At 71.6% G+C, this 18,003-nt stretch carries 7 protein-coding genes and 1 pseudogene; 5 read left to right on the forward strand and 3 right to left on the reverse strand.

What is annotated here, in order from left to right; genetic code table 11:
• From ACFYW3_RS38020 to ACFYW3_RS38030, 3 genes and pseudogenes are all read right to left on the reverse strand, one after another.
• Positions 1 to 95: pseudogene (locus tag ACFYW3_RS38020) on the reverse strand (IS5/IS1182 family transposase); the annotation flags it as partial.
• 157 nt (positions 96 to 252) lie between these two features.
• Positions 253 to 1,215 carry a sensor histidine kinase gene (locus ACFYW3_RS38025; protein WP_351759109.1) on the reverse strand — a complete coding sequence of 321 codons (963 nt, stop codon included), beginning with the start codon at positions 1,213 to 1,215 and terminating at the stop codon, positions 253 to 255.
• On the reverse strand, positions 1,212 to 2,012 hold the full coding sequence (locus ACFYW3_RS38030) for an MEDS domain-containing protein (protein ID WP_389388888.1): 801 nt from the start codon (positions 2,010 to 2,012) through the stop codon (positions 1,212 to 1,214). The genes ACFYW3_RS38025 and ACFYW3_RS38030 overlap by 4 nt, the downstream gene beginning before the upstream one ends.
• Before the next feature lie 503 nt (positions 2,013 to 2,515).
• Here ACFYW3_RS38030 and ACFYW3_RS38035 point away from each other — a divergent pair.
• The 5 genes from ACFYW3_RS38035 to ACFYW3_RS38055 all read left to right on the forward strand — a co-directional run bounded on the left by ACFYW3_RS38035 (position 2,516) and on the right by ACFYW3_RS38055 (position 17,934).
• Complete coding sequence (locus tag ACFYW3_RS38035; protein ID WP_351759115.1) at positions 2,516 to 3,370, forward strand: sterol desaturase family protein; 855 nt, start codon at positions 2,516 to 2,518, stop codon at positions 3,368 to 3,370.
• A gap of 192 nt (positions 3,371 to 3,562) precedes the next feature.
• The gene (locus ACFYW3_RS38040; protein ID WP_389388889.1) at positions 3,563 to 13,315 is read left to right on the forward strand and encodes an amino acid adenylation domain-containing protein; all 9,753 of its coding nucleotides are present in this window, start codon (positions 3,563 to 3,565) and stop codon (positions 13,313 to 13,315) included.
• Entirely contained in the window at positions 13,305 to 14,993 is a 1,689-nt protein-coding gene (locus tag ACFYW3_RS38045; protein ID WP_351759120.1) for an NAD(P)/FAD-dependent oxidoreductase, read from the forward strand. The genes ACFYW3_RS38040 and ACFYW3_RS38045 overlap by 11 nt, the downstream gene beginning before the upstream one ends.
• Before the next feature lie 37 nt (positions 14,994 to 15,030).
• The gene (locus tag ACFYW3_RS38050) at positions 15,031 to 16,674 is read left to right on the forward strand and encodes a phytoene desaturase family protein (RefSeq protein WP_389388897.1); all 1,644 of its coding nucleotides are present in this window, start codon (positions 15,031 to 15,033) and stop codon (positions 16,672 to 16,674) included.
• A 12-nt stretch (positions 16,675 to 16,686) separates the two neighbouring features.
• Positions 16,687 to 17,934 (forward strand): cytochrome P450, encoded by a 1,248-nt coding sequence (locus ACFYW3_RS38055; protein WP_351759123.1) that lies wholly within the window; start codon positions 16,687 to 16,689, stop codon positions 17,932 to 17,934.
• Positions 17,935 to 18,003: the final 69 nt, after the last annotated feature.

Genomic DNA, 18,003 nt, shown 5'->3' on the forward strand with positions numbered 1-18,003 from the left:
GGCCGCCCACGGCGGCGTGGGACGCGCAGGCGGGCCATCACGTGCGTGAAGGCGGGCGCATCACCGGCCTGTCCGGCGGTGAGAACGAAGGCTAGTGCTGTGACCGGAATGGTTTGCCGGGTCGCGGTGCCCGGTGCGGTGCATCGCAAGGCGGAGGATTGCCACTTGTACTGGACGTACTCGGGCGGTCCGACAACGCGGCGAGGTGCCGTGCCGGGCGCCGTGACACGGTGAACCTTCCCGGCCACAGCACTAGCGCGGTACGTCCATGTGGAGGCGGACCGTAGTGCCCTGTTCGCGGGTGGAGCGGATCTCGACGAGGTCGCACAGTTGCTGGGCGAGCCAGAGGCCGCGGCCGCCGATCTGTTCCGGTTCGGGACGGGTGCGGCCGGCCATCACGTCGGGGATGTAGCCGGAGTCGCGGAACTCGCAGAGGAACGTCGAGTCCTGGGCCCAGGTGCGCAGGGTTCCGTTGCCCCCGCCGTGGCGGATGCTGTTCGTCGCGATCTCCGTGACGGCGACGGCCAGCTTCGGCAGCCGGTCCGGCGGGACGCCCGCGTCGGACGCGCACCGGGACACCTTCGAGCGGATCGCGGCCAGGTCACCGTGCGCGTAGCTCAGCTCCTGGAACGGATCGCACGGGTCGGCCAGGACCTCGAAGGGGTACTCCTCACCGGTGAGGTAACCGTCGTTGCGCACGTACTGCCCGTCCCGGCGGATCAGCGGGTGACAGCGGGACAGGGATCGCAGGGCTTCCTCGTCCTCGTCCGCGGCATCGTAGGGACACAGCATCGACCAGGTGGAGCTGCGCGCGAAGGCCCGGTTCAGGAGCCATTCGTGGTGGCGCAGCTCCGAGAGGTGGGCCGCGTTGCGCGCCTGGCGCCACGCGGTCTCACCGATGCCTCGCACCGGCCGGTCACCCTCGCCCCGCTCCCTCATCCAGGCCGTCCAGGCGGCGACGAGCCGGCCGGGATTCGGTCCGGCGGTCGTGGTGTCCACGAAGGTGACGGCGGGCTCGTCGGCGAGTTCACCGCGCAGGAGTGACGCCTTGTCCGAGGGGACGGCGACGACCACCGCCTCACCGCCCTCGAGCGCCTCGTGGATGAAGCCCAGCGTCCCGGTCAGGAACTGCGCGTCTCCGCGATAGGGGTACAGCTCGTGGTGGAACGGGTCGCCGTCGTGGTCGGACGGCTTCGGGGGGTGGGTCGTGCTCATGCGGCCATCACCACCGGCACTCCGGGGGCCGCGTAGCCCGCGAGTTCCCAGCACAGACGCACGGTCTCGTTGGCGCCTTCCACGAGGATACGGCGGTCCGGAAGGTGGCGGGCGGCGTCCACGAGCGCGTGCATCCCGGCGGCGTCGATCATTTCGAGCGCGTCGAAGCGAAGCCTGATCTTCGGCCTGTTCCGTACAGCGGCCCGCACCGCGGCGTTGAACGTTGCCGCGCAATCCGAGTCGATCACTCCGTCCACGCTCCACCCGTCGGCGCCCGTACTGAACATCCGGAAGGTCGGACGTTGTGCGCGCGTGCCCCTCTCGTGCGGATGCACGCATGCCACCCGCTCCAACGCGGACGCGTCCCACAACGATGGCCTGAAGGCGCAGACCACGATGGCGCCGCTCTCCGCGGCGAACTCGTCGAGTCGCAGTTCCTGCGCCAGCAGCTCCTCGGCGCCGTCGGGCGCCGACACGGGCAGGCGCTCGGTGAGGACGCGCACCGAGCGGAATCCCTGGTTCGTGGCGGTACGGACCTCACGACGGACCGCGGCCAGGATCGACTCGGAATCCGCCGTGCTCGGGAAATCGAGGATCACCGCGGCGGAAGGCAGGGGCTTCGCGGTGCGCGGGATGTCGGTGGGGCCGATGACCAGGACCTTGTCGCCGTACAGGGCTCCGTCGGCCACATAGGCCCGGGCGTCCGAGAGCAACGTCGCGGAAGGCTGCATGAACCAGCAGACATGGTCACCGAGCTCGACCTCGTCCAGCGTCGCCAAGGTCCGCGCCGCGCGCACTTCGCCCCCTTCCGGTCTGTCCGACCCGTCCGGCCGACTGAGTACCCGCCGACCGTGTACCTCACATTACCGGGCGGCCGTGACGACGAACGTCAATCGACCGGCTGCGGGACGGCTCGCGGTTCGCCGCCCGGACGCCGCCGGCGCGTCCGGTGTCGATCGGGAGGCGCGCGCGAGGCGCTGCGCAGCGTGATGCCCGAGGTGCGTGGGTGTGGTGGCAGGTGACGGATGACGGGCGGCGGGACCGCACCGGAAATGCCGAATCGATTCATCTGACACCTACGTCAACGCGGCGTGAAATATGCGGGGTTGAAGAGAGATCCGGTTGCGAGCCCCCGGGGGTGCGCGGATCACGGAACCGGCGCTCGCGACACCGCGCGCCGGGGAAGAAGTGGTTGCAGTGTGTAGTTTTGAAGCTACATACTGTGATTGCCTCCTCGGCCTTCGTCATGTCGGGAGTGATCTCTCGACCCATCCCGTCACCACCTCGATGAGGGAGTGCCATGCCCCGGTCAACGGCGCGCGATGTACTGGCGGTGGCCGCCCAGCCAGTCCTGCTGCTCGCCGCCGTCGGCGTCTTCGCCCTCACCGAGTGGCGCGGATGGGAACCGGGCATGGCCACCTTCCTCTTCCAGTTCGCGGTTCTCGGCCTTCTCGTGGTGTTGGAGTTCCTGATCCCCTACAACCCCTCGTGGCGGCCGGACCGACGGGAGTGGGGGTACTACGGCGTGTACTACGTCCTCACCGCCATCGGAGGGGCACTCGGGCAGAATCTGGTGCTCCTGGCCGTCGGCGCGGTGGCGACCTCGTACCCGTTGCTTCCCCTGTGGGCCGAGATCCCGCCGGCCCTCCTGCTCGGCTCCCTCGCGAGCTACGGGGTGCACCGGGCCGGGCACACCTACGCGTGGTTGTGGCGGCTGCACGGCGTGCACCATGTGCCGGGCAAGGTCAACGTCGCCAACAACGGTGTGAACCACGTGGCCGACGTGGTCATCTCGCAGGGGTTCGTCCAACTGGCCCTCGCGCTGGTGGGGTTCTCCGAGCGCGCGGTCTTCGGGGTGGGGCTCTTCGTCGTGGCACAGGGGTACTTCGTCCACGCCAACATCCGGGTGCGACTCGGCCCCTTCAACCATGTCCTGGTCGGCCCCGAGCAGCACCGACTGCACCACAGCACCGACCTGGCCGAGGCCGGTCACTACGGCTCCGACCTGTCCGTGTGGGACAGGCTCTTCGGCACCTTCACCTGGCGTCCCGGCCGTGAGCCGGCGGCGGTCGGACTGCCCGATCCCCGCGCCTTCCCGGCCACCGCTCGCATTCTCACCACGCTCGCCCACCCCTGGCGCCGCTCCGCCGGGTGACCGGTCTCCGCTCCCCGCACGTCTCCGCACGCTCCGCTCCACCGCTCCCCTCCGCTTCCCACCCGCTCACGCCTGTTTCCTGCCTGCTCACGTCTGTTTCCCACCCGCTCACGTCTGTTTCCTGCCTGCTCACGTCCGTGCGGCGCGCGCCGCTCCCTTCGTGCGCCCGTTTTCGCGACTCAAGGAACGCTCATGTCTGCACAAGCCCGTACGTCCCCGCCACCCACTCCCGCCGCGCCCCCCGAGAAGATCGCCCTCATCGGCATCGGCTGCCGCCTGCCCGGCGGAGCGAACGACCACCGATCCTTCTGGCGCAATCTGGTCGAAGGGAAGGACTGCATCACGCCGACACCGGCCGACCGGTACGACGCGGTCGGTCTGGGCAGCAGGGACAAGGCGAAGCCCGGGCGGCTCGTGGGCGGACGCGGCGGCTACATCGACGGCTTCGACGAGTTCGACCCGGCGTTCTTCGGCATCAGCCCTCGCGAGGCGCACGCGATGGACCCCCAGCAGCGCAAGCTCCTGGAGGTCGCCTGGGAGGCCCTGGAGGACGGCGGGCAGAGGCCGGGCGAGCTGGCCGGGCGGAACGTGGGGGTGTTCGTCGGGGCGTTCACCCTGGACTACAAGATCCTTCAGTTCTCCGACCTGCGGTTCGACACCCTCGAAGCCCACACGGCGACCGGCACGATGATGACGATGGTCTCGAACCGGCTCTCGCACTGCTTCGACTTCCGGGGCCCGAGCCTGTCCATCGACTCGGCCTGCAGTTCCTCGCTCGTGGCCGTGCACCTCGCGTGCGAGAGCCTGCGGCGCGGCGAGAGTTCGCTGGCCCTGGCAGGCGGCACGCTGCTGCATCTGACACCCCAGTACACCATCGCCGAGACCAAGGGCGGCTTCCTCTCGCCCGAAGGCCGCTCCCGGACCTTCGACGCCGGGGCCGACGGCTACGTCCGGGCCGAGGGCGTGGGGATCGTGGTCCTCAAGCTCCTCGCGGACGCGGTCCGGGACGGCGACCCGATCCACGCGGTGATCACGGAGACCGGTGTCAACCAGGACGGGCGAACCAACGGCATCACCGTCCCCAGCGCCGACGCCCAGACCGCGCTGATCGAGCAGGTCTGCGCCCGGGCCGGGATCACCCCGGGCAGTCTCCAGTACGTGGAGGCCCACGGCACCTCCACGCCGGTGGGCGACCCGGTCGAGGCGAACGCGCTGGCGAGGGCCCTCGCCGTGGGACGCGAGCCGGGCGCCGCGTGCTACGTCGGTTCCGTCAAGACGAACATCGGGCACACCGAGTCGGCCGCCGGGATCGCCGGTCTCATCAAGACCGCGCTCAGTCTCGAACACCGGCTGATCCCTCCGCACATCAATCTGGAACGCATCAATCCGGCGATCGACCTGGACACCGCGCCCTACGAGATCCCGGTCCGGGTCACTCCCTGGCCCCCTCACGAGGGACCGGCCCGCGCGGGCGTCAACTCCTTCGGCTTCGGTGGCACCAACGCACACGTACTGCTCGAAGAGGCACCCCCGGCACCCCGACCCGGCGTCGAGGACGCACCGACGCCCGTCCCCGAGCAGCGTTCGGCCGCCGCCGAACTCCCTTTCCACGTACTGCCGCTCAGCACTCACGACGCCTCCGTGCTGCCGGCGCTGGCCGAGGCCGTCAGGGAGGAGCTGGCGGCTCCGGGCGCCCCCTCGGCGGTCCCCGGGGACGCTCCCGTATCCCTCACGGACCTCGCCCGCTCCCTCGCCCGACACCGGCAGCATCACGACGCCCGACTGTCCGTGGTGTACGAGACACGTCCCGACCTGGAAGAGGCGCTGGCGGCGTACGTCCGGGGCGAGGAGCACCCCCGCGTCCTGGTCGGCAGGCATCGTGAGGGGCAACCGACCTCGCCCGCCTGGGTCTTCACCGGCATGGGGCCGCAGTGGTGGGCCATGGGGCGCGAGCTGTTCGAGACCTCGCCCGTCTACCGGGAGGCCGTCGAGGCCGTGGATCGGGAGATCGTCGCACAGGCCGGCTGGTCGCTGACCGCCGAACTGAACGCCGCCGAGGACGTGTCCCGGATGGCGCAGACCTGGCTCGCCCAGCCCGCCAACTTCGCCGTCCAGGTCGGCATCGCCGCCCTCTGGCACGCCCACGGGGTTCACCCCGGCGCGGTGGTCGGCCACAGCACCGGCGAAGTCGCCGCTTTCCACGAGGCCGGGGTCTACAGCCTGCGGGACGCCGTACGGATCGTCCTGCACCGCAGCCGCTTGCAGCACCGGCTCGCGAACACGGGCACCATGCTCGCCGTCGGTCTGTCCGAGGACGAGGCGTCACGGCGAGCGGCGCCCTTCGGGGACCGTCTGTCCGTCGCCGCCGTGAACAGCCCCGGGGCACTGACCCTCGCCGGGGAGCACGCGGCCCTCACCGAGTACGCGGAAGCGCTCCGTGCGGACGGGGTGTTCGCCAGGTTCCTGGACGTACAGGTCCCGTACCACAGCGCCGTGATGGAGGAGATCAGGGCCGAGCTGCTGTCGGAGCTCGCCGGGATCGAACCGCGTCCCGCGCGGCTGCCCCTCTACCTGACCGGCCGGGAGGGGCGCGCGAAGGGGCCCGAACTCGACGCGGGCTACTGGTGGAACAACGTCCGTGACACCGTCCGGTTCCGCTCCGCCGTCGACGCCATGCTCGACGACGGGCACCGCGCCTTTCTGGAGATCGGGCCCCACCCGGTGCTCGGGCATTCCATCAAGGAGTGCTTCGCCGCCCGTGGGAGCGACCCCGCGACCGCGTTCACTTCCGCGACCGCGTCCACGGCCACGCCCGTGACCGTGACCGGGGGGCCGCACCAGAGCGTGACCACCCTGCCCTCGATCCGCCGTGCCGAGGGCGAGGCCCTGCGCTTCACCACCTCCCTGGCCGCGCTGTACGCCCTCGGCTGTGCCGTCGACTGGGAGGCCCTCCACCCGCGCGGGCGGCGGGTCCCGCTGCCCCGCTATCCATGGAAGCGGGACCGGTACTGGACCGAGCCGGCGCCCGTGGCGCAGGTCAGGCTGGGCCGGGTCGACCATCCGCTGCTGGGTCGGCGGCTGGCCACCGCGGAGCCCGCCTGGGAGGTGGCACTCGACGTGGAGGGCACGCCGTACCTCGCCGATCACCGCATCCAGGGGAAGACGTTGTTCCCCGCGGCCGGATACGTCGAGATGGCGTACCAGGCGCTGCGCGCCCTGACCGGGGGCACGGACGCCGAGTTGGGGGACATCGAACTGCGCAAGGCCCTCTTCCTGCCCGACGACGCGCCCCGCGCCGTCCAGTTGTCGCTCTCCGCGCAGACCTCGGTCTTCACCGTGGCGACCGGTGGCGAGGTCCCCGCCGTTCACGCGCGTGGCGTGGTGCGTGGCGGCGTCCCGGCCGCTCGCACCGCCCCGCTGGACGGGGAGGCGGTCCGGGCCCGGGCGGACCTGCGCCTGGACTCCACCGCGTGCTACGACACGTTGAGCGCCCTCGGGTACGACTACGGCCCCGCGTTCCGGGGCATCGCGGAGGTCTGGCGGACACCGGGCGAGGCCCTCGCCCTGATCCGGCCACCCGCGTGTGTCGACGGCGCCGCCCACCATGTGCACCCGGTTCTGCTCGACGCCTGTTTCCAGACCCTCCTCGTGGCCGGACTCCCGTCCGCGGGGACGGAGTCCGGGGACGGGATGCTCCTGCCGCTGACCATCGACGCGGTGCGCACGACCCGGGTCGGCGACCGGCCGCTGTGGGCGCACGCCACCGTCACACGGCGGGGGCGGGACGAGCTCGTCGGGGACATCGCCCTCTACGCCGAGGACGGCGAACCGCTCGGGCACGTCCGCGGCTTCCGCGCCGCCGACGTGGAGCAGGTGTCGGCCACGGTGGGCGTTCCCACCATCGACGGATGGCTCGCCGAACTCACCTGGACGCAGGCACCTCCGGCGTCCGGCGACCCCGGCGCGGACACAGCATCGGCCGCGGACCCGAGCCCGCCGGCCCGCGGCACGTGGCTGCTGTTGGCGGACGGGCCCGGCGGGGTGGCGGACCACCTCGCCGGCCTCGCCGTCGCCGGCGGCTCGCACTGCCACCTGGTACGTCCGGGCGACGGCTACTCCTTCGACCCGGCCGGACGGGACTCGCGGGTGGTCCCGGGCAGCGCCGACGACCTCCGCAGACTGCTCGCCGACCTCACCGCCGCCCACGGTCCGGCCCTCGACACCGTCGTCCACCTGTGGAACCTGGATCTGCCCGCCTTGGACGACAGTGATCGCGGACGACTCGACGCGCACAGCACGCTGGGCGGCTACTCCGTGGTCGCCCTGGCCCAGGCCCTTCTGGACGACCCGGGGCAGTCGGCCGCACCGGCCGCCCTGCACCTGGTCACCCGGGGCGCCCAGGCGGCCGTCGCCGGTGAGCCGGTGGAACCCCTCGGTGCGCCCGTCTGGGGCATCGGCCGTGTGCTGCGCCACCAGGAGCTGACCGCGCACCGCGGCAAGCTGATCGACCTGCCGCTGCCCTCGGCGGGCACCCCGGACGAGTCCGTCCCGCGGTCCGCGACAGCCGACGGGGCGCAGACCGACGAAGTGCGGGACGACGGAGTACGGGCCGACGGAGTACGGGCCGACGGAGTACGGGCCGACGGAGTACGGGCCGACGCCGAGGCGCTGCTGCGCGAGATCCTCGCCCCGCCCACCCCGGACCTGCCGCAGGACGAGGTCGCCCTGCGCGACGGCCGCCGCCTCGTCAGCGGCCTCGCCCGCCCCGAGGGCCTCACGCACCCCTTCCCGCCCCGACTGCGCCCGGACGGCGCGTACCTCGTCACCGGTGCGTTCGGGGCGTTGGGCAGGCTGCTGTGCCGCTACCTCGTCCATCGGGGTGCCCGGCACCTGATCCTCGTCGGCCGCACGGAACTCCCCGACCGCGCCACGTGGCGCGCCCTCGACCCGGGCTCGCCGGCGAGCTCCGCGGTGCGTTTCGTCAAGGAGTTGGAGGCACTCGGCGCCCACCCGGTCCATGCCGCGCTCGACATCTCCGACGAGCACGCCCTGACGCGGTGGCTGGCCGAACACCGGGACCGGGACGCTCCCCCGGTGCGGGGCGTCTTCCACCTCGCCGGGCACGTGCGCGACACCCCGGTCCGGGCCGTGGACCGGGACGCGTACGACCGCGTCGTCGACCCGAAGGTCGCGGGCGCCTGGCTCCTGCACCACCATCTGCGCGACGAGCCGCTCGACCACTTCGTCCTCTTCGCCTCGGTGGCGTCCCTGCTCACCACCGCGGGCCAGTCGAACTACGCCGCGGGCAATGCCTTCCTCGACGCGTTGGCCCACCACCGCAGGTCCCGGGGGTTGCCCGCGCTCAGCCTGGACTGGGGGCCCTGGGCGACGGGCATGATCGAGGAGCTGAGCCTGGTCGAGCACTACCGTGCCGTCCGGGGCATGAGTTCGCTCTCGCCGTCGGCGGGCATGGCCGTCCTGGAGCGGGTGCTCGGCCAGGACCGCGCCCAGCTCCTGATCGCCACCGTCGTCGACTGGAAGACGTTCCTCGCCTGGTATCCGTCGCCGCCCCCGCTGGTCAGGGGTCTCGCCGCCGAGGCCGCGAAGGCCGCGGCCCCCGGCCTGTCCGCCGCGGGTGGCGGGGCGCCGGACGAACAGGTCGACTACCTGGACCGGTTCCGTGCCGCCGTCGACGAGGAGGAGCGCGCCCGGCTCGTCGCGGACCGCTTCCTCGGCTGTGCGTCGGCCGTGCTGCGGATGAGCGTCGATCAGCTCGACCCGGACGCCGGCCTCACCGCGCACGGCATCGACTCGCTCCTCGCCATGGAGCTGCGGGCCAGGATCCAGGCGGCGACGGGGGTCGCGCTGCCGGTCGTGGCGCTCCTCAGCGGGGCCCCGCTGCGCGAACTGACGGCTCATCTCCACGAGGCCACCGGGGAACTCGCCGCGCGGGCGGAGGTTCCTGACGCCTCGGCGGCGGTGGAGGTCCACGAGGACCCCTCCCGCCATCCCCTGACCCAGAACCAGAAGGCCCTGTGGTTCCTGAAGCAGCTCCATCCGGACGGCTTCGCGTACAACATCGGCGGCGCCGTGGAGGTCCGCACGGAGATCGATCCCGAGCTGATGACCGCCGCCGTCCGTGCACTGGTGGCCCGCCATCCGGTGCTGCGGGCCAACTTCGTCATGGAGGAAGGCCGGCCGCTCCAGATCGTCTCCGACTCCGTCGAGCCGGACACGGAGGTCTTCGACGTCGAGGGCATGGACTGGGACGAGATCCGCGAGCTGATCGTCGGGGAGTACCGCAGGCCGTACGATCTCGCGCACGACCGTCTGATGCGCTTCCGGCTGTTCCGGCGCGGTCCGGACCGCTGGGTGCTGATGAAGGCGGTCCACCACATCGTCTCCGACGCGATCTCCACCTTCACCTTCATCGAGGAACTGCTCGCCCTCTACGAAGGGATGCGCACGGGCCGGGTCGTCGACCTGCCGCCCGTCCGGGGCCGGTACGTCGACTTCCTCAACCGGCAGAACCGGTTCCTGGCCTCGCCCGAAGCCGACCGGATGCTGGACTACTGGCGCGGCGCGCTGCCCGCCGAGGTCCCGCCCCTCACGCTCCACACCGACGCGCCACGGCCCCCCGTGCAGACCCACAACGGGGCCTCCGAGTTCTTCGTGCTCGACGAGGACCTCAGCGCCCGGGTCCACGCCCTGGCCCGCGAGCACGACGTGACCGTCTTCATGGTGTTGCTGGGCGCCTACCACCTGCTGCTGCACCGCCATTCCGGTCAGGACGACGTCGTCGTCGGCAGCCCGGTGACCGGGCGCACGGACGAGGACTTGTCGTCCGTGTACGGCTACTTCGTCAACCCCCTGCCGCTGTACGTGAACCTGGGTGGTGATCCGACCGTCGCCGACCTGCTGGCCCAGGTCCGCAGGACGGTGCTCGGGGGGATCGACCACCAGGACTACCCCTTCGTCCTGTTGGTCGAGAAGCTGGGCCTCCAGCACGACCCCGGCCGCTCGGCGGTCTTCCAGGCGATGTTCATCCTGCTCGCCCACAAGGTGTCCTCGCAGCAGTACGGCTACCACCTCGACTACATCGAACTGCCGGAGGAGGAAGGTCAGTTCGACCTGACGCTGTCGGCTTACGAGGACGAGGTCGAGCGTCGCTTCCACTGTGTCCTGAAGTACAACACCGACCTGTTCCGGCCCGAGACCGCCCGCCGGCTGGCCGGTCACTACCGCAATCTCCTCGACGCCCTGACCCGCGCCCCGGGCGAGCGTCCCGTGGCGGAACTCGACATGCTCGGCCGGCTCGAACGGAAGGAGATCCTGCACGGCCCGGCCACGAGGGGGCCCGTCCTGGCCCCGGAACCACCGGTGCACCGTCTGTTCGCGCGGGTGGCCGCCCGCACCCCGGACGCGGTCGCGGTGACGGTCCCCGCCGCGGGTCCGAGCGGGGCCGCGCGCCACATGACCTACGGGGCGTTGGAGCGGGCCTCCGGGGTCCTGGCCGGACGCCTGCGGGCCCGGGGGGCGGGCGGCGGGGTCGTCGCGGTGTGCCTGCCGAAGTCGCCCGAGCTGATCGTCGCGCTGCTGGCCGTACTGCGCGCCGGGGCCGCCTACCTGCCCCTCGATCCCGACCATCCCGCGGAACGGCTCGCCTTCATGGCGGGCAACGCGGCCGCGCGGCTGATCCTCACCGATCCGGCGGGCGCCGAGCGGCTGGACGTACCCGGCGCCGAGTTCCTCACCGACGTCATGTCGCGGGACCCCGAAGGCCTGGCCCTCGGAGCCGACCACCCCGCCGACGACGCGCCCGTCGACGCGGACACGCCGGCGTACGTCGTCCACACCTCCGGATCGACGGGCCGGCCCAAGGCCGTGGAGGTGTCCCACGGCGCCCTCGCGGCCCTGAGCGCCGCCTGGTGCGAGGAGTACGGGCTGGGGACCGCCCCGGGCGTCCACCTGCAGATGGCCGGGGTGTCCTTCGACGTCTTCACCGGCGACCTGGTCCGTGCCCTGTGCCGGGGCGGCCGGCTCGTCCTCGCCGATCGCGAGCTGCTCCTCAACACGGCGCGGCTGCACGAGGCGATGGTCGCGGAGCGAGTCGACCGCGCCGAGTTCGTGCCCGCCGTCGTTCGCGCGCTGATGACCCACTGCGAGGAGGGCGGTCATCGGCTGGACTTCATGCGGCTGATGATCGTCGGCTCCGACACGTGGAAGGTCGCGGAGTACGAGCGGCTGCGCGGCCTCTGTGGCCCGGACACCCGGGTCGTCAACTCCTACGGCCTGACCGAGGCCACCGTCGACAGCTCCTGCTTCGAGGGCCCCACCGACGACCTCGACCCGAACAGCACGGTCCCGATCGGCACCCCGCTGCCCAACTGCGTGCTGCACGTCCTCGACTCCCGTCGGCAGCCCGTACCGGCCGGCGTCACCGGCGAGCTGTGGGCCGGCGGGGCCGGTCTGGCCCTGGGCTACGTCGGCGATCCGGAGCAGACCGCCGGCCGCTTCGTCACCCTCACGCTGGACCGGGGCCCCGACGCCGTCCCCGAGCGTCTCTACCGCACCGGGGACCTGGCGCGCAGGGACGCCCGGGGCCGCGTCCACCTGCTCGGCCGTGTCGACGCCCAGATCAAGTTGCGCGGCCACCGCATCGAGCCGGGGGAGATCGAGTCCCTGCTGACGGCTCTTCCCGAGGTCTCCGAGGCCTGCGCCGTGGTCCGCGCCGATCGCGGCGGCGAGCCGGTGCTCTGCGCCTATGTGGTCCGCGCCGCCGGCGCCGATCCCGACCCGCGCACCCTGCGCCGCCACCTCGCCGCGCATCTGCCCACGTACCTCATCCCGGCCCATCTGGAGGCACTGGACGCCCTGCCCCTCACGCCGAACGGGAAGGTGGATCCGGAGGCGCTGCCCGCACCCCGGGTCCGGGTCGCGCAGGAGGAGCACGAACCGCCCGTCACGCTCTACGAGGAGCGCGTGGCGGCCCACTGGAGGGCGGTGATCGGTCTCGAACGCGTCGGCCTGCGCAGTGACTTCTTCGATTCCGGCGGCAGCTCCATCACCCTCATCGAGCTGATCCACCGCCTCCAGAAGGAGTTCGGCATCGCGATCCCGGTCGGCCTGCTGTTCAAGGTGACCACCCTGCACGGCATGTCCCGCACGGTGGAGGACATCGTCACCGGGCGGATCTCCGGGAGCCTCTCCCACCTGTCCTTCAACACGGGCGAGGGGCCCCTCGTCTTCTGCTTCCCGCCGGCCGGCGGTCACGGCCTCGTCTACCGCCACCTCGCCACTCACCTGCGGTCGCACGAGCTGATCGCCTTCAACCACGTCGACGGCGACAAGAGCGTCCGCTACGCCGACCTCGTGGAGGCGCTGCAGCCCGAGGGGCCCTGCCGCCTCGTCGGCTACTCCCTGGGCGGCAACCTCGCCTTCGAGGTCGCCAAGCGGCTCGAACAGCGGGGGCGCGAGGTGGCGCACGTCGTGATCGTGGACTCGTACCGCATCGAGGAGGAGTACGGCATCTCCGCCGAGCACACCGAGGCGTTCGAGCGCGAACTGCGGGACCACCTGCGTCGCCACACCCACTCCGAGACCGTCACCGCGCAGACCCTCGAACAGGCCAGGGACTACCTGGAGTACTGCGGACGCACCCCGAACCACGGGGCGGTCGACGCGACGGTCACCGTGATCTCCGACGAGGCGAAGGCGGCGTTCTACGCGGCCGGACAGCTCGGCAGCTGGCACACCGCCTCCACCACCCTCAGCCGGCTGGTCCGCGGCGCGGGCCTGCACGCGGAGATGCTCGACGAGAAGCCGGCCGAACGCAACGCGGCCCTGGTGCGCTCCGCGCTCGCCGACGACACCCCGACCACCCCCCGGAAGCGGCCCGCTTCCCCGGAGAACGGCACCACGGAGAGGGAACCCGATGGCGCGTGACGACAGGCCCGTGTGGGAGGCCCGGGGCCCGTGGGCCCCGGGAGGCGACCGCGCGCCGGGAGAGGCGCCTCGGGTGATCGTCATCGGCGCGGGCATCGGCGGCCTCTCCACCGGCTGCTACGCGCAGATGAGCGGAGCCGAGACCCGGATCTTCGAGCGGCACGTCCTGCCCGGCGGCTGCTGTACGGCCTGGTCGCGCAAGGACTACGTCTTCGACTACTGCATCGAGTGGCTGACCGGCACGGGACGCGGCAACGACGCCAGCCGGGTGTGGCGGGAACTCGGCGCGCTCGACGGCAAGTCCATCGCCAACTTCGAGATGTTCAACACCGTCACCGACGAGAGCGGCCGCTCGGTCACCTTCTACAACGACCCCGACCGTCTCGAAGCGCACCTCCTGGAGCTCTCCCCGCGCGACGCCCGTCCGATCCGCGCGTTCTGCCGGGACCTGCGGCGCTTCACCCGCATCAACCTCTACCCCTTCCTGACGCCGCCCCCGCTCCAGTCCGCGGGCGAGAGGCTGGCCACCCTGCGGGCCGTCCTGCCGTCCTTCGCACTGCTCTGGCGCACCGCGGTGACCCGCATGGAGAAGTTCTGCGACCGGTTCGAGGATCCGCTGTTGCGCCGGGCGTTCCCGTTCATCTTCTTCCAGGACCACGAAGTGTTCCCGCTGCTGCCGTACTTGTTCAACATGGCCAGCGCCTTCCACCTCAACGCCGGTTTCCCGCAGGGCGGTTCCCTGGGTCTGGCCCGGTCGGTGGAGGAGCGTTACACGGCGCTCGGCGGGCGCGTCGACTACCGCGCCCGGGTGGAGCGCGTCCTGGTGGAGAACGACCGCGCGATCGGGGTGGAACTACGCGGCGGGGAGCGGCACTTCGCCGATCACGTCGTCTCGGCCTGTGACGGCGTCACGACCATCGAGGGGCTGCTCGGCGGTCGCTATTCGAGCCCGAGGATCGACAGGCTGTTCACCGAGATGACGAGCCGCCCGGACATGCTCTATCCGGGCGTGGTGTCGGTCTTCGTCGGGCTCGACGGCGAACTGGACCCGGACGCCCGGCACAGCACCACCTACCTGCTGTCCGACGAGGACAGCGCGGCACTGCCCGGCGTCCTCCAGAAGAGCCTCGTCGTACAGATGCGCTCGCGCTACTCGGACGGATTCGCCCCGCCGGGCAAGTCCGTCGTCCACTGCACCTACTTCAGCGACTACGAGTCCTGGAAGCGGCTGCGGACCTCCGACCGCAAGGCGTACTGGGCCCGAAAGCAGGAGGTGGCCGACTTCGTGCGCGGCTTCCTGGAACGGCACCACCCGGGGATCGGCGACGCCATCGAGGTCGTGGACGTGGCGTCCCCGACGACCACGGAGCGGTACACCGGCGTACGGGGCGGCAGCATCCTCGGCTGGAAGTCCTTCACTCCGGCCGACGACGTGATCACGGGGCTCATCAACAAGGACCGGATGCGCCTGCCCGGCCTGGACGGCTTCTCCATGGCGGGCCAGTGGTTCGGCGGCGGCAGCCTGATCCGCGCCGCCGCGAGCGGCCGGTTCGTCACCCAGTACCTGTGCAGGGAACTCGGCATCGACTTCCGCGCATGGGAGAGCGGCGGCACGGTCCCCTGGCATCCGGACCGGCTCGGCCGGCTGCCCCAACTCGAATCCCGCAGGGTGAGGTGACGGTCGGGTGACCACGACCACGACACGCAGAAAGAGCATGATCATCATCGGTGGGGGTCTGGGCGGTCTCTCCACCGGCGCGTACGGCCGGATGAACGGCTATCGCACCCGGATCTTCGAGATGCACGAGATCCCGGGGGGCTGCTGCACCGGTTGGGGGCGCGGCGAGTTCACCTTCGACGCCTGCGTCAGTTGGCTGCTCGGCAACGGCCCGGGCAACGAGATGCACCAGATCTGGCTCGAACTGGGAGCCCTCCAGGGAAAGGAGATGCGCCACTTCGACGTGTTCAACACCGTGCGGGGCAGGGACGGCCGCACGGTCTACTTCTACTGCGACCCCGACCGGCTGGAAGGCCACCTGCTGTCCCTGTCCCCGCCCGATGCCCGCGCCATCCGGTCCTTCTGCTCCGGTCTGCGCAAGTTCATCGCCTGCCTGCCGACGTACCCCTTCCTCAAACCGGTGGCGCTGATGAGCCGCCGGGAGCGCTGGCGGATGCTCGCCGGTTTCCTCCCCTACTTCAACCTCTTCCGCACGTCGATGTCCGTGCTGATGTCGGAGTACTCGACCCGCTTCAAGGATCCGCTGCTGAGGGACGCCTTCAACTACATCCTGTACGAGAAGCACCCGGGCTTCCCCGTCCTGCCGTTCTACTTCCAGATGGCCGCGCAGGCCCACCGTTCGGCCGGGGTGCCCGAAGGCGGCTCGTTGGGCCTGGCGCGCTCCATCGAGGAGCGCTACCTGAGGCTCGGCGGCGAGATCACCTACAACGCCATGGTCGAGGAGATCCTGGTCAAGGACGACCGGGCCGTCGGCGTGCGCCTCTCCGACGGACAGGAGCACTACGCCGACATCGTCGTCTCGGCCTGCGACGGCCCCACGACCCTCCTCGACCTGCTCGACGGCCGGTACCTGGAGGGCGAGTACGCCACCCTGTACCGGGAGACCCTGCACCGGCCCGGCATGGTCTTCCCCGGCTACACCAGCGTCTTCCTCGGCCTGCGCCGCCCGTTCCCGGACGCCGACCCCACCACCACGCACCTGCTGGACGAGGCGACGGCGTCCCGGCTGACCGGCATCCGGCACCCCAGCCTCAACGTCCAGTTCCGCAGCCGTTTCTATCCCGAGCTGTCGCCCCGGGACACCAGCGTCATCTACGCCACCTACTTCTCGGACACCGCGCCCTGGCGCGAGCTGGCCGAAGGTCCGGAGCGGCTCAGCCGCGCCCGCAGGGGAACGGAGCTCCACACCCTCCCGGTCCGGCGCGGCAAGGCCTACGCCCTCGCGAAGCGACGGACGAGGGACGCCGTCGTCGACTTCCTCGACGAGCTCCATCCGGGGCTGAGGGACTCCGTCGTGGTGCACGACACGTGTACTCCCCTGACCCAGATCCGCTACACCGGCAGCTTCGAGGGCACCTTCCTCGGTTGGCAGCCCTTCGTGGAGAGCGGCGAGGCGATGGAGGAACTCGTCAAGAAGAACGGGCCCGTCCTGCCCGGCCTGGAGAACTTCTACCTCTCCGGGGTGTGGGCGACCACCGGCGGCCTGATCCGTGCGGCCGCCGCCGGACGCCAGGTCATGCAGTTCATCTGCCGGGACGACGGCATCGGCTTCACCGCCTCCGTCGACACCAGCGCGCCCCTGCCGACCCACGTCGACGTCCCCGTCGGCCCTCACCGCTGAGAAAGGCACTCCGTGACCGTGCCCCCGCCCCCGCGTTTCCTCCCCGCCCCGGGCACCTCCCCCGAGCCCCTCGCGTACCCGTTCTGGACCAGCGAAGGGCTCGGCCTGCCCGACGGATACCGGCGGCTGCGCGACCGGCCACCCGTCCGCGTACGACTGCCGTACGGGGACGACGCCTGGCTCGCCACCAGCTACGAGGACGTGCGTGCCGTCCTGTCGGACCCCCGGTTCAGTCTCGCGGAGGCGGTACGTCGCGACCAGCCCCGCATCGGCCCCATGCCCCGGGCCGGCGGGGGCCTCATCGCCCTCGACGCCCCACGCCACACCCGGTTGCGCGCGCTGTTGGCCAAGGAGTTCACCGCCCGGCGCATCGAACCGCTCCGCGACCATGTCCGCGGGGTCGTGGACGGACTGCTCGACCGGATGGTGGCGGCCGGCCCGCCCGCCGACCTCGTGGAGGACCTCGCCTTCCCGCTGCCGATGACCCTGATCTGCGAACTCGCGGGGGTACCGGAGGAGGACCGGCCGGGCGTGCGCACCTGGGCGGACACCGTGTGTTCCGGCAGTGTGACCCCCGACGACGTACAGCGGCACGCCAAGGAATTCTTCGCCCGCATGGACGACTGGGTCGAGACACGCCGCCGTGCCCCCGCGGACGACCTGATCAGCGTCCTGGCCCGGGCCGCCGACGACGGGGTCCTGACGACGGACGAACTGACGGGGCTGCTGAACGAGATCCTCATCGGCGGCTTCGTCACCACCACGAACCAGATCGCGAACTTCTTCGCGGTCCTGCTGCTCCCGGGGGAGGCCGGAGCCGGCGGCCCGGACGTGCTGGCGGCCGTCCGCGAGCGGCCCGATCTGATCCCCCGCGCCGTCGAGGAACTCCTGCGTCTCGTCCCCCTGCTCAACGGCCTCACCCTGCCCCGCTACGCCGGCGAGGACGTGGAACTGGGCGGCGTCCTGGTCCGTGCCGGTGAGCCGGTCGTCGTCTCCCAGGCTGCCGCGAATCACGACCCCGCCGTCTTTCCGTCCCCGGACCGCATCGTCCTCGACCGACCGGGCGCCCCGCACATCAGCTTCGGCCACGGGATCCACTACTGCCTGGGCGCCCACCTGGCCCGCCTCGAACTCCAGACGGCCCTGGAGCGGGTGACGGCGCGCCTGCCGGGTCTGCGGCCGGCCGTGCCGGAGGGGGAACTGCGGTGGCGGTCCAAGGAGTTCTTCAGCGGCCTCCGGTCGCTGCCCGTCACCTGGTAGGGACCGCGCCGCGCGATGGGGACCGCGCCGTGACCTCGGATCCCGGGCGGCTCGTCGCCGCTGTTCGAC

The sequence above is a fragment of the Streptomyces sp. NPDC002602 genome, assembly GCF_042889445.1.
Taxonomy (GTDB): Bacteria; Actinomycetota; Actinomycetes; order Streptomycetales; family Streptomycetaceae; genus Streptomyces.